19 protein-coding genes, 6 tRNA genes, 1 rRNA gene and 1 pseudogene are annotated in these 23448 nt (G+C 32.8%); 7 read left to right on the top strand and 20 right to left on the bottom strand.

Annotation, left to right across the window (positions count from 1 at the left end; genetic code table 11):
* Positions 1–66: 66 nt before the first annotated feature.
* Positions 67–762, bottom strand: a complete 696-nt coding sequence (locus tag ACSUE0_RS12325) for a FadR/GntR family transcriptional regulator (protein ID WP_119615010.1) — start codon at positions 760–762, stop codon at positions 67–69.
* 246 nt (positions 763–1008) lie between these two features.
* Complete coding sequence (locus ACSUE0_RS12320; RefSeq protein ID WP_119615009.1) at positions 1009–1665, bottom strand: SDR family oxidoreductase; 657 nt, start codon at positions 1663–1665, stop codon at positions 1009–1011.
* A 158-nt stretch (positions 1666–1823) separates the two neighbouring features.
* On the opposite strand from ACSUE0_RS12320, the gene ACSUE0_RS12315 reads away from it, so the two are divergent.
* A complete protein-coding gene (locus ACSUE0_RS12315) occupies positions 1824–2123 on the top strand; it encodes an ArsR/SmtB family transcription factor (protein WP_119615008.1) in 300 nt (99 codons plus the stop codon).
* A gap of 20 nt (positions 2124–2143) precedes the next feature.
* The gene (gene czrB / locus ACSUE0_RS12310; protein WP_107555661.1) at positions 2144–3109 is read left to right on the top strand and encodes a CDF family zinc efflux transporter CzrB; all 966 of its coding nucleotides are present in this window, start codon (positions 2144–2146) and stop codon (positions 3107–3109) included.
* A gap of 117 nt (positions 3110–3226) precedes the next feature.
* Here czrB and ACSUE0_RS12305 read toward each other — a convergent pair whose 3' ends face one another.
* Positions 3227–3958 carry a metallophosphoesterase family protein gene (locus ACSUE0_RS12305; protein ID WP_119615007.1) on the bottom strand — a complete coding sequence of 244 codons (732 nt, stop codon included), beginning with the start codon at positions 3956–3958 and terminating at the stop codon, positions 3227–3229.
* Between the two features lie 131 nt (positions 3959–4089).
* On the opposite strand from ACSUE0_RS12305, the gene ACSUE0_RS12300 reads away from it, so the two are divergent.
* Positions 4090–5187, top strand: a complete 1098-nt coding sequence (locus tag ACSUE0_RS12300; RefSeq protein WP_436957568.1) for a hypothetical protein — start codon at positions 4090–4092, stop codon at positions 5185–5187.
* A 106-nt stretch (positions 5188–5293) separates the two neighbouring features.
* On the opposite strand, the gene ACSUE0_RS12295 is transcribed toward ACSUE0_RS12300, so the two are convergent.
* The 5 genes from ACSUE0_RS12295 to glmS all read right to left on the bottom strand — a co-directional run bounded on the left by ACSUE0_RS12295 (position 5294) and on the right by glmS (position 10502).
* Positions 5294–6148 carry an HAD family hydrolase gene (locus tag ACSUE0_RS12295; RefSeq protein ID WP_436957566.1) on the bottom strand — a complete coding sequence of 285 codons (855 nt, stop codon included), beginning with the start codon at positions 6146–6148 and terminating at the stop codon, positions 5294–5296.
* 67 nt (positions 6149–6215) lie between these two features.
* Positions 6216–6998, bottom strand: a complete 783-nt coding sequence (locus ACSUE0_RS12290) for an ABC transporter ATP-binding protein (RefSeq protein WP_119615194.1) — start codon at positions 6996–6998, stop codon at positions 6216–6218.
* Positions 6999–7053: 55 nt separating this feature from the next.
* Positions 7054–7410 (bottom strand): DUF2200 domain-containing protein, encoded by a 357-nt coding sequence (locus ACSUE0_RS12285; RefSeq protein ID WP_119615192.1) that lies wholly within the window; start codon positions 7408–7410, stop codon positions 7054–7056.
* Between the two features lie 124 nt (positions 7411–7534).
* Positions 7535–8521 carry a BtrH N-terminal domain-containing protein gene (locus ACSUE0_RS12280; protein WP_119615191.1) on the bottom strand — a complete coding sequence of 329 codons (987 nt, stop codon included), beginning with the start codon at positions 8519–8521 and terminating at the stop codon, positions 7535–7537.
* Between the two features lie 175 nt (positions 8522–8696).
* Positions 8697–10502 (bottom strand): glutamine--fructose-6-phosphate transaminase (isomerizing), encoded by a 1806-nt coding sequence (glmS, locus tag ACSUE0_RS12275; RefSeq protein ID WP_119614978.1) that lies wholly within the window; start codon positions 10500–10502, stop codon positions 8697–8699.
* A gap of 796 nt (positions 10503–11298) precedes the next feature.
* On the opposite strand from glmS, the gene ACSUE0_RS12270 reads away from it, so the two are divergent.
* From ACSUE0_RS12270 to ACSUE0_RS12255, 4 genes are read left to right on the top strand one after another with little or no spacing between them, the layout of a single operon-like run.
* A complete protein-coding gene (locus ACSUE0_RS12270) occupies positions 11299–12834 on the top strand; it encodes a PTS mannitol transporter subunit IICB (protein ID WP_119614979.1) in 1536 nt (511 codons plus the stop codon).
* A 41-nt stretch (positions 12835–12875) separates the two neighbouring features.
* Positions 12876–14906 carry a BglG family transcription antiterminator gene (locus ACSUE0_RS12265; RefSeq protein ID WP_119614980.1) on the top strand — a complete coding sequence of 677 codons (2031 nt, stop codon included), beginning with the start codon at positions 12876–12878 and terminating at the stop codon, positions 14904–14906.
* 6 nt (positions 14907–14912) lie between these two features.
* A complete protein-coding gene (locus ACSUE0_RS12260; protein ID WP_017722036.1) occupies positions 14913–15347 on the top strand; it encodes a PTS sugar transporter subunit IIA in 435 nt (144 codons plus the stop codon).
* Positions 15347–16450 carry a mannitol-1-phosphate 5-dehydrogenase gene (locus tag ACSUE0_RS12255; protein WP_119614981.1) on the top strand — a complete coding sequence of 368 codons (1104 nt, stop codon included), beginning with the start codon at positions 15347–15349 and terminating at the stop codon, positions 16448–16450. Before ACSUE0_RS12260 ends, ACSUE0_RS12255 begins: the two co-directional genes overlap by 1 nt.
* Positions 16451–16559: 109 nt before the next feature.
* Here the strand turns inward: ACSUE0_RS12255 and ACSUE0_RS12250 are convergent.
* The 12 genes and pseudogenes from ACSUE0_RS12250 to rrf form a co-directional block, all read right to left on the bottom strand.
* A pseudogene (locus tag ACSUE0_RS12250) lies at positions 16560–17690 on the bottom strand (IS3 family transposase).
* Between the two features lie 496 nt (positions 17691–18186).
* Positions 18187–19542, bottom strand: coding sequence for a phosphoglucosamine mutase (gene glmM / locus ACSUE0_RS12245; protein ID WP_119615054.1), 1356 nt, complete (start codon positions 19540–19542; stop codon positions 18187–18189).
* Positions 19543–19570: 28 nt separating this feature from the next.
* On the bottom strand, positions 19571–20503 hold the full coding sequence (locus ACSUE0_RS12240; RefSeq protein ID WP_436957561.1) for a CdaR family protein: 933 nt from the start codon (positions 20501–20503) through the stop codon (positions 19571–19573).
* 1 nt (position 20504) lies between these two features.
* Positions 20505–21311 (bottom strand): diadenylate cyclase CdaA, encoded by an 807-nt coding sequence (gene cdaA / locus ACSUE0_RS12235; RefSeq protein ID WP_017722031.1) that lies wholly within the window; start codon positions 21309–21311, stop codon positions 20505–20507.
* A gap of 269 nt (positions 21312–21580) precedes the next feature.
* Positions 21581–22486 carry an arginase gene (rocF, locus tag ACSUE0_RS12230; protein ID WP_119615052.1) on the bottom strand — a complete coding sequence of 302 codons (906 nt, stop codon included), beginning with the start codon at positions 22484–22486 and terminating at the stop codon, positions 21581–21583.
* A gap of 374 nt (positions 22487–22860) precedes the next feature.
* Positions 22861–22933, bottom strand: a tRNA-Lys gene (locus ACSUE0_RS12225).
* A 3-nt stretch (positions 22934–22936) separates the two neighbouring features.
* Positions 22937–23011, bottom strand: a tRNA-Gln gene (locus ACSUE0_RS12220).
* 4 nt (positions 23012–23015) lie between these two features.
* Positions 23016–23099: transfer RNA gene (locus ACSUE0_RS12215), tRNA-Tyr, on the bottom strand.
* Positions 23100–23117: 18 nt separating this feature from the next.
* Positions 23118–23193, bottom strand: a tRNA-Val gene (locus tag ACSUE0_RS12210).
* Between the two features lie 10 nt (positions 23194–23203).
* Positions 23204–23275: transfer RNA gene (locus tag ACSUE0_RS12205), tRNA-Glu, on the bottom strand.
* Between the two features lie 3 nt (positions 23276–23278).
* A tRNA-Asn gene (locus tag ACSUE0_RS12200) sits at positions 23279–23353 on the bottom strand.
* A gap of 11 nt (positions 23354–23364) precedes the next feature.
* A 5S ribosomal RNA gene (gene rrf, locus ACSUE0_RS12195) occupies positions 23365–23448 on the bottom strand; the annotation flags it as partial.

The raw sequence follows: 23448 nt of genomic DNA, 5'->3' as shown, positions 1-23448 counted from the left end.
CTTACAATATTAAATGAATCCTATCTTAACCATTTGAAAGTTATTTATCATGCACCATATATACTATTATGCTTTGAAATTAGCCAATATGGTTTCCTTAACCTCTAGCAGGTGTGCGCGCATCGCATCTACAGCTTCGACATCATTTTGCTGTAAAATGGCTTGATATATCACATCATGTTCCTCTAATAATTTATTCATAGTTTTTTGTTTACTATAAATAAAAATCTTCCTTGTTTCTTCCATAGAATTTCGCATTAGTTCTGAAATATTATTTAATAACTCAACTAATAATGTATTTTGGGTAGCTTTCGCAATTGAGAGATGAAACTCTAAATCTGCTTCTTCACCAGAAGTACCATCTGTTACAGCTTGCCCCATTTCAACTAGTGCTTGCTTCAGATCCACCAAATCTTCTTCAGTTCGATATAAAGCTGCTTTTTCTACAGTAGCACTTTCAACAATTTCACGTAACTCTAATAATTCTTTGATTTGACTTAGCGACGTGAATTTGTCACCAAGTTCAAAAAAGGTAGGCTCTATCTGTTTAATAAATGTGCCATAACCTTGTTTCATTTCAATAATTCCAATTGTTCTTAAAGCATTCAATGCCTCTCTTACCGAAGCTACACTCACGCCATACTGCTTTCCAAGCTTTTGGATAGAAGGCAGTTTGTCGCCCACTTGGTAATCGCCTGCTTTAATTTGCTCTAAAATAATATCTGCGACTTGCTCATAGATTTTCGTGTTTGAAATTTTCATAATTACCTCCAAACGATATCTATCATTGTATCAAATTTTTGCTAATATATACTATAAAATGGCTATAAAAAAAGCGTTTGCTAATGAAACCTAATCTTTTATCATAAGATTTCATTAACCCACGCTATAAAAAGCTATAAGATTGTACTCAGTACCTTTAGCAATCATCCATCAGTCGCCCAACAGTCGCTTCTTTTTTTTATAACACTTTGGATATCTTTCAGTTATCCATTACTTGAGTCTTAATTATTTACTAAAATCTGCTAATGCTTCAGGTATGGAGGCATCCCCACTAATAATTTGGAATTCAGTATTTAAAAGATTATCACTAGTTAATACTTCTCTAATAACAGATGCTACATCTTCACGAGGAATCGTTCCTCTACCTTCGAAGAATGCACCAACCTCTATTTTATCTTTGGCAGGATCATTTGTTAAGCCACCAGGATGTACAATAGTATAACCAATATCTGCTTGTTTTAAATACTCATCAGCGTAGTGTTTTGCAATCGTGTAAGGCTTCAAATCACCACTTGCATCAAATGCTTGTCTTCTTGAATCATAAGTTGAGACCATTACATATTGTTTAACATTATTTGCCTCACTCGCTTTAATCGATTTAATTGCACCATCTAAATCAACACTAATTGTCTTGTCTGCACCAGTGCTACCACCAGAACCAACTGAAAATACAACTTTATCAAAGCCGTTAATTTTTTCTGTTAAAGTATCAATATCATCTGCTTCAACATCGATTAAAATTGCTTCAACGCCTTCTGAGGCTAATGCTTCAACTTGAGATTCTTTTCTAACACCAGCTGTAAATGACTCTCCATGCTCTTTTAATTGTTTAACTAAATATTGGCCTACGCCACCGTTTGCTCCAATAACTAATGTACTCATATTTTATAGCCTCCTTAAAAAATTATTAATTAGACTTTACCACTTTTGCCTTATTTTGAAACGAAATCTGTTTGGCTTTGACAATTTCTAAAAAATACATTAATATATGAACATATATTCATATATTAAAATCAATAATTAGAAATGAGGGCTTCATTTTGGAAGAATCATTTAACGAACAAACGATTGAGCAAGTAACTGATATCTTTAAGGCGCTTAGTGACGGCAATCGTCTACGTATAATGCATTTATTAATCCAAGGAAAAAGTAGCGTGGGTCATATTGCTCACGTATTAGATTTAAGCCAATCTAACGTCTCTCATCAATTACGCATACTTAAACAAGCTCATTTGGTAAAAGGAAATCGAGATGGACAATCTATGATTTATACAATCGATGATACACATGTTACAACATTACTTAAACAAGCAATTCATCATGCTAGTCATAAACAATAATTGAAAGGTGGACGCTAAATATGTCTGAACATCACGGTCACAATCATGCACATGGTCATGTACACACAAATAATAAAAAAATATTACTCATCAGTTTTCTAATTATTGGAATCTTTATGATTGTAGAAATTATTGGAGGATTTGTATCAAATAGTTTGGCGCTTTTATCTGATGGTTTGCACATGTTTAGCGATACAATATCTTTAGGCGTAGCCTTAGTGGCTTTTATCTATGCTGAAAAAAATGCTACCAAAAGTAAAACTTTTGGATATAAAAGATTTGAGATTTTAGCTGCATTATTTAATGGTGTAACACTCTTTATTATCGGTGTTGTTATCATAGTAGAAGCGATTGGTCGTTTTTTCAATCCGGAAGACGTTAAGTCAACAGAGATGTTCGTAATAAGTGTAATTGGACTTATAGTTAATATCATTGTCGCTTTATTTATGTTTAAAGGCGGTGACACTTCCAATAACATTAATATGCGTGGCGCCTTCCTACATGTTATGGGTGATTTATTAGGTTCCGTAGGTGCAATCATCGCTGCTATACTCATATGGACTTTAAATCTAACGATTGCAGACCCTATCGCAAGTATTATCGTCTCTATTCTTATAATAAAAAGTAGCTTAGGTATAACGAAATCTTCCTTAAATATCTTAATGGAAGGCACACCATCTGATGTTAATATGAATGAAGTGATTTCTACAATTACTGAAGAAAATGAAATTGAAAATGTACATGACTGTCATATATGGACTATCTCTAATGAAATGAATGCATTAAGTTGTCATGCTGTTGTTCCTAGCGATATGTCTGTTGAACAGTGTGAAAATTTACTAGATAAACTAGAACACAAACTTCAACATTTGAACATTCAGCACATGACTATCCAATTAGAAACTATAAACCACAAACATGATAATGATACTCTTTGTTCAGCACATGATACATCAAAGTCTCATCATCATGCACATAGCCATTAACTATTATCGTATAACAATAAAAAGCTGATAGTTTCCATAAGTTACCTTTCCTTTCAAAGTTAAAACTTTGAGGAATACATACTTAGGATATAACTATCAGCTTTTTTATAATCGTAATTATAAAAATTTATCAAAAATAAGCTTTTTGGCAGGAACTTGCTTCTCATTGAATCCTCTAATAAATTCTTCATTATCGTACGGTATTTTCACACGTTCAAATGAAAATTCATTTTCATCTACAGTTACAATTCCATAAACTGCATAAGCGCCATTATTTAAACCAACAGAACCAGGATTGAAATAAACTGTCGATTTATCATCAAATAAATGCACCGTATGATTATGCCCAAAGACAATTAAATTGGCATCTTTATCTTCAAAAAGTTCTTTCATATTCTCTTCGTTTGGTTCAACAATTGGGCTGAATGGTTGCCCATCAATTGGCGTATTTAATTGATTATTAGGAATTTCGTAATGAATAAATAATACTTTCTTATGACAAAATGTTTTCTCAATAACACGAGGTAACTCATTTAATCTGTCATAGTAATCTTCATCTAAATGGCTCTCTATCCATTGATGATGTTCATAGAATTTATCTTTTAAGTCTTCAGGATAAGGTGTACCGTTTACAATTGACATTACCGCTTCATCATGATTACCTGCAATGATTTCCATATCATCTCTATCAAAGATTTCATCAAGTACTTTATTCGTTTCATGTCCAACACCAATATTATCACCTAGGTTAAATATTTTATTGATATCTTCTCTTCTATCAATATCATCCAAAACAGTTTCTAATGCATCAAAATTACCATGAACATCAGTTATAATTGCAAATTTCATGATGATATCTCCTTTCAACTTTTTCTCATTAGGACATTTTAACATTTTATATCGATTTTGTTACCTATTTATTTTAAAATCTTCAAATTTTTGATATCGTATGCTTATGACGAAAAAGGAGTGCTTAAAATTTGTTTAATTTCCATAAATTAGCATTACAAAATGCAAAACCCCAAAATGCTAAAGTATTACTGTTTACAATCGTAAGTTTTATAATACTATTCGCTTTAACTATTTTAACGTTTATGCCATTACAACCAGCTATTTATAAATTAATGATGTCAATGGCTATGCAACAATCTGTGGTTGGTCCAATAATTGGAATCGTCCTTGCAGTAATTGTACCTATACTAGTATTTTTATTTGTAGGCTATCCATTAATTGCTGGAACTATCTACACTATAGACAAAGCAGTAAATAAAGACAAGGTTAATTTTAAAGATTTATTTTCAGTGTTCGCAAAAGGTAAATATCTAAAAGCAGTAAAACTTTCATTAATTACGGTATTGTTTATCATTATCGGATTGGTGTTAGGAGAATTAATTGCGCAATTGCTTCAATTAGGAATCATTCAATTGTATCAAGCAATACAAGGCCCACTCAGCAATACAGATCACGCTCTTGGATATTCACTAACATTCCAAATAATTGCGGGGACTTTAACGCTTTTCATTAAATCATTTATTTATTGGCTTTTAGCTATAATTATTATTAACTATACTGTAGCATTTATTAAAGAGCCTAAAAATGGTGCATGGAATTCCGTGAAACGAGGATTTAAAGGAATAAAAAATGGCCAAAAAACATGGTTTAAATTCTACATTAGTTTATTACTATTAAACTTAATAGTTATTATCTTAGCTAGCCCAGTCAGTCAATTGATTTCCATCTTAACGGGTGGTATTTCTCAAAATATGGCTACGATTTTAATTTATATTGTTCATATTATTGTTATCATTGTTAGATTAGCTGTTTATTATACAAATACACTAGCTATCATTCAATATTATAACCGTAATGGCGAACCAACTAATCATAATAAATCAAAAAAAGATAAGCAAAAAAACACAAATATTACAGACAATCAAGACTCAAAAGTAAATAGTAGCGTAACTAATACTACTGAAAAAGCAAAAGCAAACATAGACCAAAAATCAGATCAACTTCAAGATAAAGCAAAAGATGAATCAAAGAATTTAAAAAACAATTTAAATCAATCTGATAAATAACTTTTTACACAAAATTAAAGAAAGCCAGACATTTTTAATGTCTGGCTTTCTTTTTGTCTTTATAATTTATTTACATGAATAGCTAGGCAAAATATATTAAAAACTTTTACTTTAAAAAATGTTCTTTTAAGTACTGTGCTGCACCGTTTTCTTCATTTGTATATGCTGTAACATCCATAGTCAGCTCTTTAATTTCTGGCCTAGCATTTTTCATAGCTACCGTATAATGACCAAAAGCAAACATCGCTCGATCATTATCACTATCACCTATAACTAGTGTTTCTTCTTGTTTGATATCGAAATGTTCTATCATTTCTTTAATACCTGTACCTTTATCAATTTGATAAGCCATCGTCTCTGCATTATAACGAGATGAATTAGATACACTAATTTTTAAATCTTGTTGTTCTTCAATCAACTGATTACGGAAGTTTGTTATTTTGTCATAATTTGGTGAAAATAGATATATTTTTGAAAACGTCGTTTCAGGAATTGTCGTTGCCCAATCTACTTTGTCTTTAAGTGACGCTTTCCTAGAAGTCCATTCTGAGACACCTACATTACCTGGAGGTGTTTCTGCATTAAATAGTGCCGTTGCCCATGATTGATCTTCTTTAAGTACAATACGATTACCTTCAAATGGAAAAACTTCGTAATAAATCTCTTGTTGTTGAGCACGTTTCACAATGTCATTGACAGTTGTAAACGATAAGCTATGAGTAAATAACTTTTCATCATTAATCATTCCTAACGTACCATTTGAACTAATAATGCCATCTACTTCAAATGATGACGGAACTAAGTAATGAATTTCATTATGAGCACGTCCAGTAGCCAAAAAGACTTTATATCCGTTTGCCCTTAATTGATGTATTACTTCTGTCGTTTCCATATCAACTTGATTGTCTTTATGTAAAATTGTACCATCCATATCTAAAAATATCGCTTTAACATTTTTCATTTATAAAAGCCTCCATCACTTATTCTCATTTTAAATTATGTCACTATCTAAAGTTTTAAGCAATGTACTAACGCTTTAAAAATAATGAATAACGTTCATTTTGATGTAACACACTCACCCTACGATTAAAAAAATCACTCAATGTATCGCTATTTAATACATTTTTTATTTCACCTTGTTTATAACACGTACCATCTTTTAATAAAAATCCTTTTTGTATATCTTTTGTAATTTCTTCAACAAAGTGTGTAACATATATAACTGATAATTCAGGTTGCCGTTGATATAATTGCTCAAGCGCATCTAACAAATCTTCACGAGCAATAAAATCTAATCCTGAAGCAGGTTCATCTAAAATAAGTAACTTAGGGTTCCCCATCAACGCTCGAGCAATAAGTACTTTTTGACGTTCACCTGTGGATAAATAACCGTAATACTGTGATTCAAATTCACTCATACCCATCTGTGTTAAATAATGACGTGCCATTTCAACATGGTGGCCTTCTACTTCTTTAAAAATACCAATCGATTTAAAGATTCCACTAATTACTACATCACGTACGATTTCCCCATCTTGAAAACGTTCCATTAAACTACTAGACACAAAACCAATCTGATTGCGCACTTCGTCTGCCGAATACCCAATTTTACCAGGTTGCATACCAAAAAGCGTTAATTCCCCAGACGTATTTGGTTCATAAGCATTTAAAATATTAAGCAATGTAGTTTTCCCTGCACCATTAAGTCCATAAAGCATCCATTTTTCACCTTCGTTGATACGCCAACTTATATTTTTAATAATTTCTTTCCCCTGTTTTCTGCGTGCAATATTTTTTAGATCAATAAGCATATAATATTCCTCTCTGATACGTGATGATATACTAACTATTGTCTATGTTAGTATGCTAAACGTCGTTTCTAAATATTTTATTCAAAGATTTTCCTTTTGCTAATTCATCAATCATTTTATCTAAATACCTAATTTCTTTCATTATTGAATTTTCCATTTCTTCAATACGAGTACCACAAATTATACCTGTTACCTTAGTTCTATTGGGATTTAATTTTGGTGCCTGATTAATAAAAGTTTCATAATCCGTACCATCTTTGATTAATTGATTGATTTGTGTTTGCGAATAGCCTGTCATCCAACGAATGACTTCATCCGCTTCCTCTTTTGTTCGACCTTTTTTCTCAACTTTTTCTATTAAATATGGATATATCGTAGCAAACGACATTGTATAAATTTTAGGCTTTGTCATCAATGCATCCCTCCTTTAACTTTATACAATCATATACTGTCTCATTTAGAATAATAAAGATATAACATGTTTAAAAATATTTTGATTCTAATCATTTTCAAATGATTGCTACTCATATTAATTTTTAGTTTTTAATTTTTAATAATAAGTTCATTGCTTCATATTCTTGTTCTGCTAGTTTATCTAGTATCGTCGAAGCTTCATTTAAAAACGTCTTGTTTTGTGTTAGTCCTGCCTTTTTTATTAATTTAATAACATTTTCCCAGTTTACTACTATATCTGTAAACATATGGTAGGCTCGATTCAAAGCTTCATCTTCAATCAATAACTGTGCTTCTTTCAAAAATGATTTGTACATTTTCCTAAACAATGCACCACCAGTTCCCCCATTTTCCATTAAATTAGCTACAAGCAATAAATCAGCTTCAATATTAGTACTTCTTTCAAACCAGGTTTTCACTTTTTCACTTGTTTTCTTTATTCCTTTATATCCTATATTCTTTATTGGCGGATTTAAATAATCCTTCGCATTATTTTGTATAGCTGTTAAAACGACTGTTCTCATATCCGGCATTGGTGTCACTTGCTTAATTGTATATGAAAGGTTCTTAGAAGACATTGGCCCTTTAGCATTCCTAGCTTGTTCTATACTATTTAGCGTTGTTTTAACATTACTTCCCTGTTGTTTCGTATCAATTAAATAGGCGTATAAATCATCATAATCATACATTGCTACATAGTGACCTGCGAAATGCACTTTGCTAGAAAAATAATCTAAATAATAACTATCTAATTTCAAACCAACTGGCTGGCCAGCGTCAATTGCCTTTTTGACATTTTGCCATGCCTTTTTAATAGATGTAGTTTCTTCTAATTGGATTTCTAAATTTAAATTTTTTACGATGTTTTTTGTTAAATAATCTGGTTTAATACGTCCACCAAGAAAAGGGAATTCCATATTTTTCATATCCCAATAAATATAGCCCAGCCCTTCTCCAATACCAAATAACATCGGTTCTGACAACTCTATATTTATAAACTTTAGTAGTGTTCCAGTTGCCGTAGTTTCACAATGCTCACCTATAAAATAATTTATATTATTTTCTCTCATTTCAATTCTATCCTTTCGACAAATGATATTTTAACAATTAAATTGATGTACTAATATTATGCCCTTTGATGAAACTTATAAATTAAAAAAGACTTATCAATAGCGATAGATGCTAATGATAAGTCCTTATATTAATGACAAAGTATAAAGTTTGCCACATTTGATTTAGATTGATTTATTCAACTGTAACTGATTTTGCTAAGTTACGTGGTTTATCTACATCTAAGTCTCTGTGCAATGCAGCATAATATGAAATTAACTGTAATGCTACTACTGAAACAAGTGGTGTCAATAATTCATGTACGTGAGGGATGACATATGAATCACCATCTTTATTCAATCCATCCATTGAAATAATACATGGATTGGCACCACGTGCAGCGACCTCTTTTACGTTACCACGGATAGATAAGTTTACTTTTTCTTGCGTAGCTAAAGCAATAACAGGAGTGCCTTCTTCAATTAACGCAATTGTTCCGTGTTTCAATTCTCCACCAGCAAAACCTTCAGCTTGGATATATGAAATTTCTTTAAGTTTTAATGCACCTTCTAAACTTACATTATAGTCTCCTGTACGACCAATAAAGAATGCATTACGTGTAGTTCTTAAGAAATCAGTAGCAATTTGTTCCATAACATCTGCATCATCAACAATTGATTCGATAGCAGTTGTAACTTTTGCTAATTCACGTAATAAACTTACTTCTACATCTCTGCCGTGTTCTCTCGCAACGATTTGTGACAGAATAGATAATACTGCAATTTGTGCTGTATAAGCTTTTGTAGAAGCTACTGCAATTTCAGGACCGGCGTGTAACAGTAACGTATGATTAGATTCACGTGATAAAGTAGAACCTGGCACGTTAGTGATAGTTAAAGACTTGTGTCCTAAACGATTTGTTTCAACTAATACTGCACGACTGTCTGCTGTTTCCCCTGATTGAGAAATATAGATGAATAATGGTTTTTCAGAAAGTAACGGTGTATTATATACAAACTCTGAAGAAACATGTACTTCTGTAGGTACACCAGCCCATTTTTCAATGAATTCTTTACCAACAAGCCCAGCGTGATAACTTGTACCTGCTGCGATTATATAAATACGATCAGCTTCAGCTACATCTTTAATCACTTCTGGATCCATCTTCAAGTTACCTTCTTCGTCTTGGTACTCTTGAATGATACGACGCATAACTGCTGGTTGTTCATGAATTTCTTTTAACATATAGTGATCGTATACGCCTTTTTCCGCATCAGCTGCATCAATTTGTGCTGTATAAGCTTCTCTATCTTGAACATTGCCATCTTGATCTTTAATAATTACTTCATCACGTTTAACTATAACAATTTCATGGTCATGAATCTCTTTATACCGATTAGTAGCTTGTAACATTGCAATTGCATCTGACGCAATTACATTGAAACCATCACCAACACCAATTAATAACGGTGACTTGTTTTTAGCAACATAAATTGTATCTCTATCTTCATTATCAATCAGTCCTAAAGCATATGAACCATCTAATAAAGATACAACTTTTGTAAATGCTTCTTCACTAGTTAGACCAGTATTTGAAAAATATTCAACTAATTGTACTATAACTTCTGTATCTGTCTCTGAAATGAAAGTAATGTCACTTAAGTATTCATTTTTTAGTTCTTCATAGTTTTCAATTACTCCATTATGAACTAATGTAAAGCGTTCAGTTGCAGACTGATGTGGGTGTGAGTTTTCATGATTAGGTACACCATGTGTTGCCCAACGTGTATGACCAATTCCCACATTACCATCAGTATCTTCACCATCTGCAACTTTTCTTAATTCTGCAATACGACCTTTTGATTTGAATACTGATGTGCCCTCATTATTAACGATTGCAACACCTGCTGAGTCATAACCTCTGTATTCTAATTTTTCTAATCCTTTTAATAATAATTCTTTCGCATTATCTTGACCAATATAGCCGACAATTCCACACATATAAATTTCCTCCAATGTAATGGCATTGAGATAATTGAACGTCTAGCGCATACGAACTTGTTCAATGTATTTAAAACCCTTATAGACAGACTAATCCCTATTTAAATCAATAGTGATAGGTCTTCTGATAATAACGGTTATCTCAATCACCTTATAATAATAGTTATTTAATTTTGGCTATCTTATTAACTTTGTGCACTAGGTTGCCCTAATGTTTTCCTTAATAAGTTCACGAATGAGCCACATCCGGGATAGCATCCGCCGATGGTTCGATAACTATCCTCCTCGTCTACAAACTTCGATTAACATACCTATTAAGCTTTCTGTTTTAAAACTTAAATTGTTAATACGTAACCTCATCGTTTGTACAGGCGCTATAATTGACTAAAACTCTAACTTTCCTCCTTCCTCTCAATAACATTAATTGTACAATGTTATTGATCTGTAATGCAAACAATTTATTAACAATATATTTACAAACACAAAAATAAAGTTGAGCATTAGTTAAAAGTATCATGCTTTCTTTGATACCAATAATTCTCCTTTAACATAAATGAGCATAACCTAAGTACTTGCATTAACCATATGATATATAAAATAATCTCCTATATTTATAATATATTTAATCATTGTTTATGTTAATTCTTAGTTTTAAAAAAGGCAGTAATAGTAATTTCTATATTGTCATAATTGTCAAAGATAATGTGACAAATTTGAAATTAGTTTATATTGTTTAATTCATTACTGCCACCTACAATTAAGTTATAAATAAAAAGAGAAAAAGAGGTGCAATAATATGTCACAAACAGAGACTAAAGAAAATAATGGGATTGGTCGTAAGGTACAGGCGTTCGGATCATTTTTAAGTAGTATGATTATGCCGAACATCGGTGCTTTTATCGCATGGGGCTTCATCGCCGCTATATTCATAGATGGGGGTTGGTGGCCAAATAAAGATTTAAGTCAATTGGCTGGACCAATGATTTCGTATTTAATACCATTACTGATTGCTTATAGTGGTGGACGTTTAATACATGAAATGCGTGGGGGTATTATCGCAGCTGTAGCAACTATGGGTGTAATCGTTGCTTTACCTGATACGCCAATGTTACTTGGCGCCATGATTATGGGACCACTCGTTGGCTGGTTAATGAAGAAAACCGATGAATTTATACAACCAAGAACGCCACAAGGTTTTGAAATGTTATTCAATAATTTCTCAGCTGGTATTTTAGGTTTTATTATGACAATTGTTGGATTTAAAATATTAGCTCCAATAATGGAATTTATTATGCATGTTTTATCTTTAGCTGTAGAAGCTTTAGTACATGCACATTTACTACCACTAGTAAGTATTATTGTAGAACCTGCTAAAATTGTATTCTTAAATAATGCAATTAATCACGGTGTGTTTACACCACTTGGTGCAGACCAAGCATCTTCTGCAGGACAATCAATACTATACACAATAGAATCTAACCCTGGTCCAGGTCTGGGAATCTTAGTCGCTTATATGATTTTCGGCACTGGGACAGCTAAAGCAACATCATATGGTGCTGGTATTATCCACTTCTTGGGGGGAATTCACGAAATTTACTTCCCATACGTGTTAATGCGTCCTTTATTATTCATAGCTGTAATTTTAGGTGGTATGACAGGTGTAGCAACATATTCTCTACTTGATTTTGGATTCAAGAGTCCCGCTTCACCAGGATCATTCATCGTTTATATGTTAAACGCGCCTAAGGGCGAATTTTTACACATGATAATCGGTGTATTACTTGCAGCAATTGTTTCATTTATCGTTGCTGCGATTATTTTAAAATTCACAAAAGAGCCTGAAGAAGACCTAGAGGCTGCTACTGAAAAAATGGAAGCTTCAAAAGGGAAAAAATCAAGTGTATCTTCTAAGTTAAAAGGGAATGAAGATAGTAATACGACTTCAACAACTGCTGCTACTGCAACTACTGCTGATACAGATAGTACAGACACACAATCTGAAGAAGATTTACTAGACAATTACGATACTGAAAATGTAGATGCTCATGATTATAGTAAAGTAAACCATGTAATATTCGCTTGTGATGCTGGTATGGGATCAAGCGCTATGGGAGCAAGTATGCTACGCAATAAATTTAAAAAAGCTGATATACAAGACGTAGATGTAACCAATACTGCAATCAATCAATTACCAAGCGATGCACAACTCGTTATTACACAAAAGAAACTTACTGATAGAGCGATTAAACAAGTACCAAATGCAATTCATATCTCAGTTGATAATTTCTTAAATTCACCTAGATATGATGAATTACTTGAAAATCTTAAATAATTAAACAATCACTATATAGAACAATACTGGAGGGTATGGCTATGTTTTTGAGTACGCGTGAAAAAGAAATTATCGAAATGTTAATTAAATATCACGGTCAATATGTCACTATTTACGACATTGCTCAACATCTAGCTGTATCCTCTCGTACTATTCATAGGGAATTAAAATCTATTGAATCTTTTTTATCGACATTTGATATCGAGCTTGAAAGAGTTACGAAAAAAGGTATACAACTGAAAACGACGGAGATGGCGTTAAATTCACTAAAACATGCATTATTAAATGAAAATACCATAGATTTATCACAAGAAGAACAAAAAGTAATCATTTTATATGCATTGATTCAAACAGATACTCCTATTAAACAATACGTTTTAGCACAAGAAATCGGTGTCTCTAATCAAACATTAACAAAACTTTTAGATGAATTAGAAACAGAACTTGATCTATACCAATTAACGCTGCAAAAAAAGCGTGGTGAAGGTATTCAATTACATGGTGCAGAATCAAAAAAACGTGAACTATTGAGCCAGTTGATGGTCAATAATCTAAACAGCACCAGTGTCTATTCAGTTATTGAAAATCATTTTGTATATCAATCTATTAACCAGTCACAATTGGCAATGGTTGATATGGACAAAATATTTCAAATTGAACGTATTTTAATGGACCACTTAGGTCAACTTCCCTACTCTTTAACAGAATCAAGTTATTTAACCTTAACTGTACACATTGTCTTAAGTATTGAACGAATGCTTAATAATCAATATGTTGCTTTAAATGACGACATTTATAACAGTGTTAAAGATTCTTTTGAACACGAGGTAGCAAAGGCCCTTGCCTTACACCTTGAACATATTTATGGTGTCCAGTTTAACCAAGCTGAAGTGACTTTTATCACTATTCACCTCAGAGGTGCGAAACGTAAAGAATCTGCCGAAGTATTTAAAGATAGTAAAGATGAATCAAAGATTGAGAAATTTATTCATTCTGTTTCACATTTTTCTCAACAATCGTTCAAAGATTTTAAAACGCTTAGTGAAGGATTAAAGTTGCACATTATACCAGCAATTAACCGTTTAAACGCTAATATTGAAACTTATAATCCATTAACTGAAATGATTCAACATAAGTACCCACGGCTATTTGAAAGTGTTCATCGTGCCTTACTACAAACCTGGCCAAATTTTAATTTTCCAGATAGTGAAATTGCATTTATTGTGCTTCATTTTGGTGGTGCTTTACAAAATCAAAATAGCGCCTTTTACAATGTACTCGTAGTATGTAGTAGTGGCATTGGAACTAGTAGATTACTGGCAACACGGTTACAACAAACATTTAGTGATATACAAAATACTACTCAAGCATCAGTTGGTGATTTAAATGATATTGATGCTACACAATTTGATGCGATTATTTCCACTGTAGATTTAGATATCGCCTTACCATATATTACGGTAAATCCTTTACTGCCTGACGCAGATGTAAATCACGTATCAGCTTTTTTAAACACACAGCACAAACAACCAAAGATCCAAACATATGAAACGAATAATAGTAACATTTTAAATCCTGAAGAAAAATTAACATACATCAGAAAAGGACTAGAAATAATTGATTCTGTAAATGTAGATTATACTTCAGTTTCGAACTGGACAACTTATTTAACCAACACATTATTGGAACATCAAATCATCACGGAAGGCCAGTCATTCGCTGAACTGATTAAGCAACACATGGATCGACAAGGGTTTGTTTTAGACCCTTATCCAATCGCAATTCCTCATTTGAAAAGTGAGATTATTAAAAAACCTTTTATATTAATAACCATTTTAAATGAACCTATTTTGCTTAATAGTAATCAAAATGACAATCTTTCCGTGAGATATTTGTTAAGCATGTTCGTTCCCCCTGATGATACAATGGCACAACTTGTAAGTGATATTTCAGGAAAATTGGTCGAACATCTAGATAATATTGATGGATTTATGGAACAACCAGAACAACTTCAAGCATTACTTAAGCAAAGTTATCTTATGCAATTACAAAAATTATTAAATATGGAGTGAAGTAAAATGAGCGAATTATTTAGCAATGAAAACATTTTTATCAACCAAACAGTTAAAGATCAAAACGAAGCAATTGAAAAAGCAGGCCAAGCTTTAGTATCAAGTGGTGCTGTAACAGAAGCGTATATTCAAGCAATGAAAGATCGCGAGCAAGTAGTAACAACATTTATGGGCAATGGTTTAGCTATCCCTCACGGTACTGATGAAGCTAAAGCTAGTGTTTTAAAATCAGGTTTAACTTTAATTCAAATACCTGAGGGTGTTGACTGGGACGGCGAAGTTGTTAAAGTTGTCGTAGGTATTGCAGGTAAAGATGGTGAACATTTAGACTTACTTTCTAAAATAGCTATTACGTTTAGCGAAGAAGAAAACGTAGAACGTATTATTCAAGCTTCATCAGCAGAGGAAATCAAACAAGTCTTTGAGGAGGCTGATGCATAATGAAAGCTTTACATTTTGGTGCTGGAAATATAGGTAGAGGTTTTATCGGTTATATTCTTGCTGATAATGATATAAAAGTAACTTTTGCAGATGTTAATACTGAAATCATCACTGCTTTGGATCAACATCATGAATACGATGTCATTTTAGCTGATGAATCTAAAACAACAACACGTGTGCATAATGTAGATGCGATCAACTCTGGTGCACCTTCAGAAAGTTTAAAACAAGCAGTTTTAGAAGCCGATTTAATTACAACTGCAGTTGGTGTCAACATCTTGCCTATAATCGCAAAATCATTTGCTACTTATTTAACAGAAAAAGAAACACCTGTTAATATTGTTGCATGTGAGAATGCAATTATGGCAACCAATACTTTAGAAAAAGCAATTTTAGATATTACAGGTCCACTACCTGAACACATTCATTTTGCTAATTCTGCAGTTGATCGTATTGTTCCATTACAAACCAATGATAACCTTTTAGATGTGGTCGTTGAACCTTTCTATGAATGGGTAATAGAGAAAGACGCTTGGTTTGGTCCAGAACTTAATCATATTAAATATGTAGATAATTTAACTCCTTACATTGAGCGTAAGTTACTTACAGTGAATACTGGTCATGCTTACCTTGCTTATGCAGGTAGATATTTTGGACAACCAACTATTCTAGATGCGGTTAACGATGCAGACATTAAACATGATTTAGAACGTGTTCTTAAAGAAACCAGTCAATACATTACCAAACAGTTTGATTTTAACGAAAACGAACAAGCTCAATATGTCCAAAAAATTATTGAGCGTTTTAAAAATCCAAACTTATCTGATGAAGTTACACGTGTAGGACGAGGTACAATGCGTAAAATCGGGCCACAAGATAGAATCATTAAACCGTTAAATTATTTATATCAAAATAATTTAAAACATGATGCATTAGTTAAAACTGCTGCTTTATTACTAAAATATGATGATGCAAATGATCAAGAAACAGTAGAAAAAAATGATTATATTCAAGAACATGGTCTTGAAGCATTCTTAAAAGAATTTGCTAAAACAGATGAACAATTAACTCAAGAAATCGTTCAAGCATACAATGTATTATAAATGTAAGAAGGCATCGCTATTAAAATAGTAACGGTTCAGAACATAAACAAACCTTAGGTGGTACTTGAACTGAACCCCTAAAGAGGGAACTTAATAAAAACACTATGTTCTAGGCTGCTAATTCCCTGTATTTTACAGGGGCTAAGTAGCCTAGTTTTTGTTGAATTCGATTACTATTATAGTTTTTAATGTAATTTTCGACAATATCTATTACAATGTGATTAGAGCTATTAAGCTCATTGTTGATGTAGAAGGTTTCACACTTTAGCGAGGAATGAAAACTTTCTATCGGGGCATTATCAGCAGGTGTTCCCTTTCGGGACATGCTTCTGATAATGCCTTTTTCTTCGCATAATTGATAGTGAGAATACGACGTGTAAACACTACCTTGATCACTATGTAGTATGCAATCCTCAGGTATATCAATTAGATTTAATGTATCATTAACTAAACTTTAGTCCTATTTGTTATCTATTTTATACGCTACAATTTCTCCGTTATAAACATCCATAATCGAAGATAAATACAACATTGTATTACCGAAAGGTAAATAAGTAATATCAGTTGTTAATACTTCCATTGGTTGGTTAGCTTTAAACTGTCTTTGTAATAAATTATCTGTTTTATAATAAGGTTCACCAATTTTTTTAGATTTTTTAGGTCTAACTCGGCAGTTCAGATTATACTCTCGCATGATTCTATGAACTCTTTTATGATTAATTGATACTGAATACAATTGATTAATCAATGCTGTAATTTTGCGATAACCGTAGGTGAAATTATTTTCTTCACATAATTCAATAACCTTTTGAGTCACTTTATCTTTTTCATTGTTCTTATGTTTCCATCTATAGTATGTCGATTTAGGTATTTCTAAAACATCCAGTATCATTCTGATTGAATACTTATGCTTTAATTGATCAACTAATTCTACAATTACTTTTGGTACCACTTCCTTGTACTTTTTTTAAATATCTAATTCAATATCTTTTTTCTTATTATCTAACTTTAATTGTTCTACTTCTGATAATTCTTCCACTCCTTTGCCATAAGCATATTGCTTGCCTCTTTGTTGATAAAATCTATAAGTTTCACCATTTTTATACCATTACCACCAAGTTTTTACCTGTGTTCTGTTTTTGATATTTAATGCTTCCATAATTTCTTTTACAGTATATCCATCTTCTTTCATTTCAATAGTTTTATATTTTGTTTCTATTGAATAAGACATTATTTTCATAGAAAAAACACCTCCGTATGATTCATTTTAAATGAATTCAACGAAAGTGTTTTTATTTTATTCCCGTTATTTGGGGTCAGTTCAACTATCACCTAAGGTTTGTTTATTTATATTTGTATATTTATTTTTCAAAATAGCATGGGTCTTTTAGAGCAAAGTTCTACTTATATCAATTGAGTTATTCAACATAGTAAACGCCACCACTGTTTAATTTATATATACTATACTCTTTTCAGTGTAATATTTGGATCGACTACTGTGGGAAGAGCACTAGCCAAATACTTCAGACTTAGGCAGTGTCCGTGGGAAACGTGAATAAAAAACTGCAACAAAGTCAAAGAATCTGTCGACAGTCTGAGCTATTGCTTTTTTACATAATTAAATGTTTATTAATTTATGTTTTAAAACAATAATAATAACCCAGCGCATCGTTTTTATATGATGTGCTGGGCGACTTGAATTAAATATTTAGGTCTTGATTATATTTAATTAATAACTATTTATCTAATCCCATTTTATCTTGAACTACATCAGCAATTGTATTGGCAAATCGCTGCGCATCTTCATCAGTTGATGCTTCAACCATTACTCGCACTAATGGTTCTGTTCCAGAAGGTCTTACTAAAATACGACCTTCACCATTCATTTCTACTTCTACTTTAGTCATTATTTCTTGCACATCAATATTCTCTTCCACACGATATTTATCTGTTACACGAACATTAACTAATGATTGTGGATATTTTTTCATTTGACTTGCAAGTTGACTTAAACTTTTACCAGTCATTTTTATAATACTAGCTAGTTGAACACCTGTTAACAAACCGTCTCCAGTCGTATTATAATCCATTAATACAATATGGCCTGACTGTTCTCCACCTAAATTGTAGTTACCTCTTCTCATTTCTTCTACAACGTAGCGATCTCCAACTTTAGTTTTGTTAGATTGGATACCTTCGTTTTCTAAAGCTTTATAGAACCCTAAGTTACTCATTACAGTAGAAACAATCATATTATTATTTAACTCATGATTTTTGCTCATCGCTTGACCAATAATAAACATGATTTGGTCACCATCGACAATATTACCTTTTTCGTCTACTGCAATTAATCTGTCACCATCACCATCAAAAGCTAAACCAAAGTCACATTCTGATTCGACAACTTCTTTAGCTAATGTTTCAGGATGCGTAGAACCAACATCTTTATTAATATTATAACCATTTGGTTTACAGCCAACTGTCACTGTATCAGCTTCTAAATCACCGAATAAAAACGGTGCTAAAGAAGATGTAGAACCATTTGCACCATCTAATGCAATCTTCATTCCATCTAAGTTCACATCAACAGTTGATTTTAAATAGCTAATGTATTTTTGTGCACCTTCAAAATAATCAGAGTAAGGTACAATATCTTCGCCAACAGGTCGAGGTAAATCAGGATTTTCTTGGTCTAATAATTCTTCTATTTCCTGTTCTTGATCATCTGATAATTTGAAGCCATCAGAACCAAAGAATTTAATACCATTGTCTGGAACTGGGTTATGAGAAGCAGATATCATGACACCTAATTCGGCTTCCATTTCTCGTGTTAAATATGCTACACCTGGCGTTGAAATAACGCCTAAACGCATAACTTCTGCGCCGATGGAAATTAGTCCTGCAATTAAAGCAGATTCTAACATCTCTCCTGAAACACGAGTATCTCTACCAACTAGTACTTTAGGGTGCTTCTCATCTTTATTATGTGCTAAAACATAGCCGCCATAGCGCCCTAGTTTAAACGCAAGTTCAGGTGTTAATTCTTTATTTGCTACTCCCCTTACGCCATCTGTACCAAAATATTTTGCCATTATTTATATCTCCTTTATTTATACAAATCTATTTAACTGTAATTTTAGCTGTAGTACCACTTGGATTAATTTTTGTCACATCTTTAGGTACTTTAAACTTCACATTTTTTTCAGTAGTATCTGAGATATTATCTAAATTTACATTTGCAGTAATTTCATCAATATCTTCTAAGTCATCCTTATTACCATAAATTTCTACTTCTTCATCTTCTAAACTTATATTGTCTAATTCACGATTATTTGATAATGATCCTACTGCTTTTGTTTTTACTTTAACTTTTTTACTATAATCTTCTACCTTAACGCTCAAGTTTACCTCATTCGGTTGTATTGAAACGTCAATTTTATTAAGATTTCTATCAAACGCAGTAATTTTTGCTACATCTGTAGTATTTTTAGCAATTTTACTCTTATTTTTATATGTTGCTTTTAAATATGCTATTTTATCAATTTGATCTTGTCCACCAGTCACTTTAACTGTCTCTGGTGAAACGCTTTGCTCACTAATTTTATAGTCTGAATCTAAGTCATTATTACTTACATCCGGTTCTACTTTTAATGTTTTGCTCACACGTTCTTCAAGATTTACAGTGGCCTCTTTCGGTTTAACACTATAATCAATGTCTTTATTCAATCCATTGACCTGGAATTGCGTCGTATGCTTTCCTGCTTTTTCACCACTTAAATCTAAGACTGCTTTAATATTTTCACCATTCTCAGCTTTTAAAACCTGTGATTGAGGACCTGAAATTTCCACATCAACTTTATCAGGCACTTCACTAGCATATAATGATTTATTATTATACTTAACTTGCACCGGAACTTCCTGAATCGTTTCGGAAGACTTTTGGCCTAAGTTATCAGCATTAAATATATTTCCAAACATATTGTTAACTGATAGGAAAAACACAAGGGCTAACACAAGGGCGATTAATCTCAATCCCCATTTACTTTCTAACATATTACTTCACACCTTTCTCATGAAAGTGTGTACCAAACCAATGTTCAGCTAATAATTCTTCAAATGCTTCGTTTGAAATATCTTTTCTTAATTTACCGTCAAACGTAACAGAAATAGATCCAGTTTCTTCTGAAACGATAACAGTAAAAGCGTCTGATACTTCTGATATACCTACTGCAGCTCTATGTCTTGTCCCTAAACTTTTAGCAATTTTAGCGCTATCAGATAACGGCAAATAACTCGCAGCACTAGCAATCTTATTCTCTTGAATTATCATTGCACCATCATGTAATGGCGTGTTTGGTATAAAAACATTTGTTAATAGTTCTTGTGATATTTCTGAATTCATTGCGATGCCTGTTTCAATATAATCTTGTAACCCTGTTTCATTTTCAAATACAATCAATGCACCTATACGGCGTTTAGCCATATATTGTACTGCTTTTGATACAGAAGATATTAACTTGCCTTCATCACTATTTAAATTCGTTGAATAACGTTTAAATAAGCTACCTCTACCAAGTTGTTCCAAGGCACGGCGAATTTCTGGTTGGAATATCACGATTAGAGCTAACACCCCCCATTGAATAACTAAATCAAAAAGACGGGATGTAGCTGTTAAGTTCAGCATTTTACTCAATTGTTGACCAATTACTATTACAACAATACCTTTTAATAGTTGAATGGCTTTGGTACCTTTAAAAACTGTAATGAGAAGATAAAGTACATACCATACTATGAGTAAGTCGAGTACACTTGCAATTATTTTAACTGTACTCCAGTTATCAAAAAAGTTGGATAATTCCATAACATCTCCTCCGGTTATCTGTTCCCATGTTATATATTATACCAATCATAACACTAACTGTCATATTTAGTATTTAAATTTTTAGCAAAATCAAAAGGAGCGAAATTGAAATCATATTTTAAAAATATGATTTCATTATCTCGCCCCAACAAAACTGACTGACACAAAACATAAAAAATACTTTCTGATAGCAGTCAGCTATTCCAATATTACATTGTAGTTAAGTACTTGGCTTATTTCTCTATGTTATAGACATAATTTCAACTGAATTATAGTAATGTTTCCCCGAAGAAACTACCTACTAAACCTACTGCTTGCTCTGCCGTGTCATTATTATGATCGATTAGTGGATTAACCTCCACTAAATCCATAGAAGTAATGAGATTAGAATTATGTAACAACTCTAATGCAAAATGACTTTCTCTATACGTTAAACCTCCAAGCACTCTAGTACCTGTTCCTGGTGTTTCAACAGGATCTAAGGCATCAACATCAAGTGATAAATGAATGCCATCTGTTTTAGGTTTTAAATAAGCTATTGTTTCTTCAATCACTTTTTTAATACCAAATCGGTCAACTTCAGCCATCGTAAACGTTTTAATATTATGTTCTTTTATGTAGCGTCTTTCGCCCTCATCTAAATCTCTCATACCAATAAGCACAATATTTTCAGGTTTAACTTTCGGTGAATAATCCGAAATATCAACCAAACGCTCATCACCATCACCTGCAAGCACCCGTAACGGCATACCATGAATATTTCCTGAAGGTGATTCTTCAGGTACATTTAAGTCGCCATGTGCATCATACCAAATAACACCTAAATTCTCATAGTACTTACTAACACCTGATATAGAACCAATTGCAATTGAATGGTCTCCCCCTAGCACTAATGGAAAATGATTATGTTCAATGCTAGTTGATACCGCATCACTTAATATATTTGATGTTTCTATGATTTCCTCTATATTACGTAAGCCCTCTTGCTCTGAATTAAACTTTTCTAAATCTAATTTAGGTACTGCAATATTACCAGAATCTTTAACAGATAGACCAATTGCTTTAATACGGTCCTCAATTCCAGCATATCGAATCGCATCTGGACCAAGGTTTACCCCTAATTTCCTTTGCCCAAATGTTGCTGGTACTCCAATAATTTCTACTGTTTTATTCATTTTTAAAACCCCTTTGTTGTTATATGTTTCTAGAATAATCTAAAGACATTAACATTTCAAGCGTTGTTAAAATAGCTTTTTCTCTTCATTTCAGTCTTTTTACATATAAAATCAATATAGTGATTTATCATTCAAAACAAATCCTTTTAGTATCGATTTTTATTATTTTACTAAACAGTAAAATGTATAAATAAAAAAACAAACTTTATTCAAAGTTCTAACTATAATAGGGATTTGTAATAGGGATTTGTACTTCATGCTTATATTATTACTTTATATAAGCAAAATTGAGTAAATAACATAAGTATTTATTTTAAAAGTGAAATATAATTTTATATAAAAAAAGCACTTCTCTTGTGAGAAGTGCTTACTAGTGAGCCATAGTGGGCTCGAACCACTGACCCTCTGATTAAAAGTCAGATGCTCTACCAACTGAGCTAATGGCTCTAATGGCTGGGCTAGCTGGATTCGAACCAGCGCGTGATGGAGTCAAAGTCCATTGCCTTACCGCTTGGCTATAGCCCATAAATGGTGGAGGGGGGCAGATTCGAACTGCCGAACCCGAAGGAGCGGATTTACAGTCCGCCGCGTTTAGCCACTTCGCTACCCCTCCGTACTATTTAATTAAAAATGGTGGAGGATGACGGGTTCGAACCGCCGACCCTCTGCTTGTAAGGCAGATGCTCTCCCAGCTGAGCTAATCCTCCAAATATGTAATGACCCCGACGGGACTCGAACCCGTGTTACCGCCGTGAAAGGGCGGTGTCTTAACCGCTTGACCACGGGGCCATATGGCTCCACAGGTAGGACTCGAACCTACGACCGATCGGTTAACAGCCGATAGCTCTACCACTGAGCTACTGTGGAATAATTTAATTGCCTGGCAACGTCCTACTCTTGCGGAACGTAAGTCCGACTACCATCGGCGCTAAAGAGCTTAACTTCTGTGTTCGGCATGGGAA

It is taken from the genome of Staphylococcus sp. AS1337 (assembly GCF_051408735.1).
Classification (GTDB): Bacteria; Bacillota; Bacilli; order Staphylococcales; family Staphylococcaceae; genus Staphylococcus; species Staphylococcus xylosus_B.
This window is presented reverse-complemented; position numbering and strand designations above follow the sequence as displayed.

Excerpts from the sequence above, each read along its gene's own strand:
- ACSUE0_RS12305 (WP_119615007.1), bottom strand. The coding sequence starts at position 3,958 with ATGAAATTTGCAATTATAACTGATGTTCATGGTAATTTTGATGCATTA.
- ACSUE0_RS12260 (WP_017722036.1), top strand. The coding sequence starts at position 14,913 with ATGAGCGAATTATTTAGCAATGAAAACATTTTTATCAACCAAACAGTT.
- ACSUE0_RS12295 (WP_436957566.1), bottom strand. The coding sequence starts at position 6,148 with ATGAAAAATGTTAAAGCGATATTTTTAGATATGGATGGTACAATTTTA.
- ACSUE0_RS12320 (WP_119615009.1), bottom strand. The coding sequence starts at position 1,665 with ATGAGTACATTAGTTATTGGAGCAAACGGTGGCGTAGGCCAATATTTA.
- ACSUE0_RS12255 (WP_119614981.1), top strand. The coding sequence starts at position 15,347 with ATGAAAGCTTTACATTTTGGTGCTGGAAATATAGGTAGAGGTTTTATC.
- czrB (WP_107555661.1), top strand. The coding sequence starts at position 2,144 with ATGTCTGAACATCACGGTCACAATCATGCACATGGTCATGTACACACA.
- glmM (WP_119615054.1), bottom strand. The coding sequence starts at position 19,542 with ATGGCAAAATATTTTGGTACAGATGGCGTAAGGGGAGTAGCAAATAAA.
- ACSUE0_RS12290 (WP_119615194.1), bottom strand. The coding sequence starts at position 6,998 with ATGCTTATTGATCTAAAAAATATTGCACGCAGAAAACAGGGGAAAGAA.
- ACSUE0_RS12265 (WP_119614980.1), top strand. The coding sequence starts at position 12,876 with ATGTTTTTGAGTACGCGTGAAAAAGAAATTATCGAAATGTTAATTAAA.
- rocF (WP_119615052.1), bottom strand. The coding sequence starts at position 22,486 with ATGAATAAAACAGTAGAAATTATTGGAGTACCAGCAACATTTGGGCAA.
- ACSUE0_RS12270 (WP_119614979.1), top strand. The coding sequence starts at position 11,299 with ATGTCACAAACAGAGACTAAAGAAAATAATGGGATTGGTCGTAAGGTA.
- ACSUE0_RS12285 (WP_119615192.1), bottom strand. The coding sequence starts at position 7,410 with ATGACAAAGCCTAAAATTTATACAATGTCGTTTGCTACGATATATCCA.
- cdaA (WP_017722031.1), bottom strand. The coding sequence starts at position 21,311 with ATGGAATTATCCAACTTTTTTGATAACTGGAGTACAGTTAAAATAATT.
- ACSUE0_RS12280 (WP_119615191.1), bottom strand. The coding sequence starts at position 8,521 with ATGAGAGAAAATAATATAAATTATTTTATAGGTGAGCATTGTGAAACT.
- glmS (WP_119614978.1), bottom strand. The coding sequence starts at position 10,502 with ATGTGTGGAATTGTCGGCTATATTGGTCAAGATAATGCGAAAGAATTA.
- ACSUE0_RS12240 (WP_436957561.1), bottom strand. The coding sequence starts at position 20,503 with ATGTTAGAAAGTAAATGGGGATTGAGATTAATCGCCCTTGTGTTAGCC.
- ACSUE0_RS12325 (WP_119615010.1), bottom strand. The coding sequence starts at position 762 with ATGAAAATTTCAAACACGAAAATCTATGAGCAAGTCGCAGATATTATT.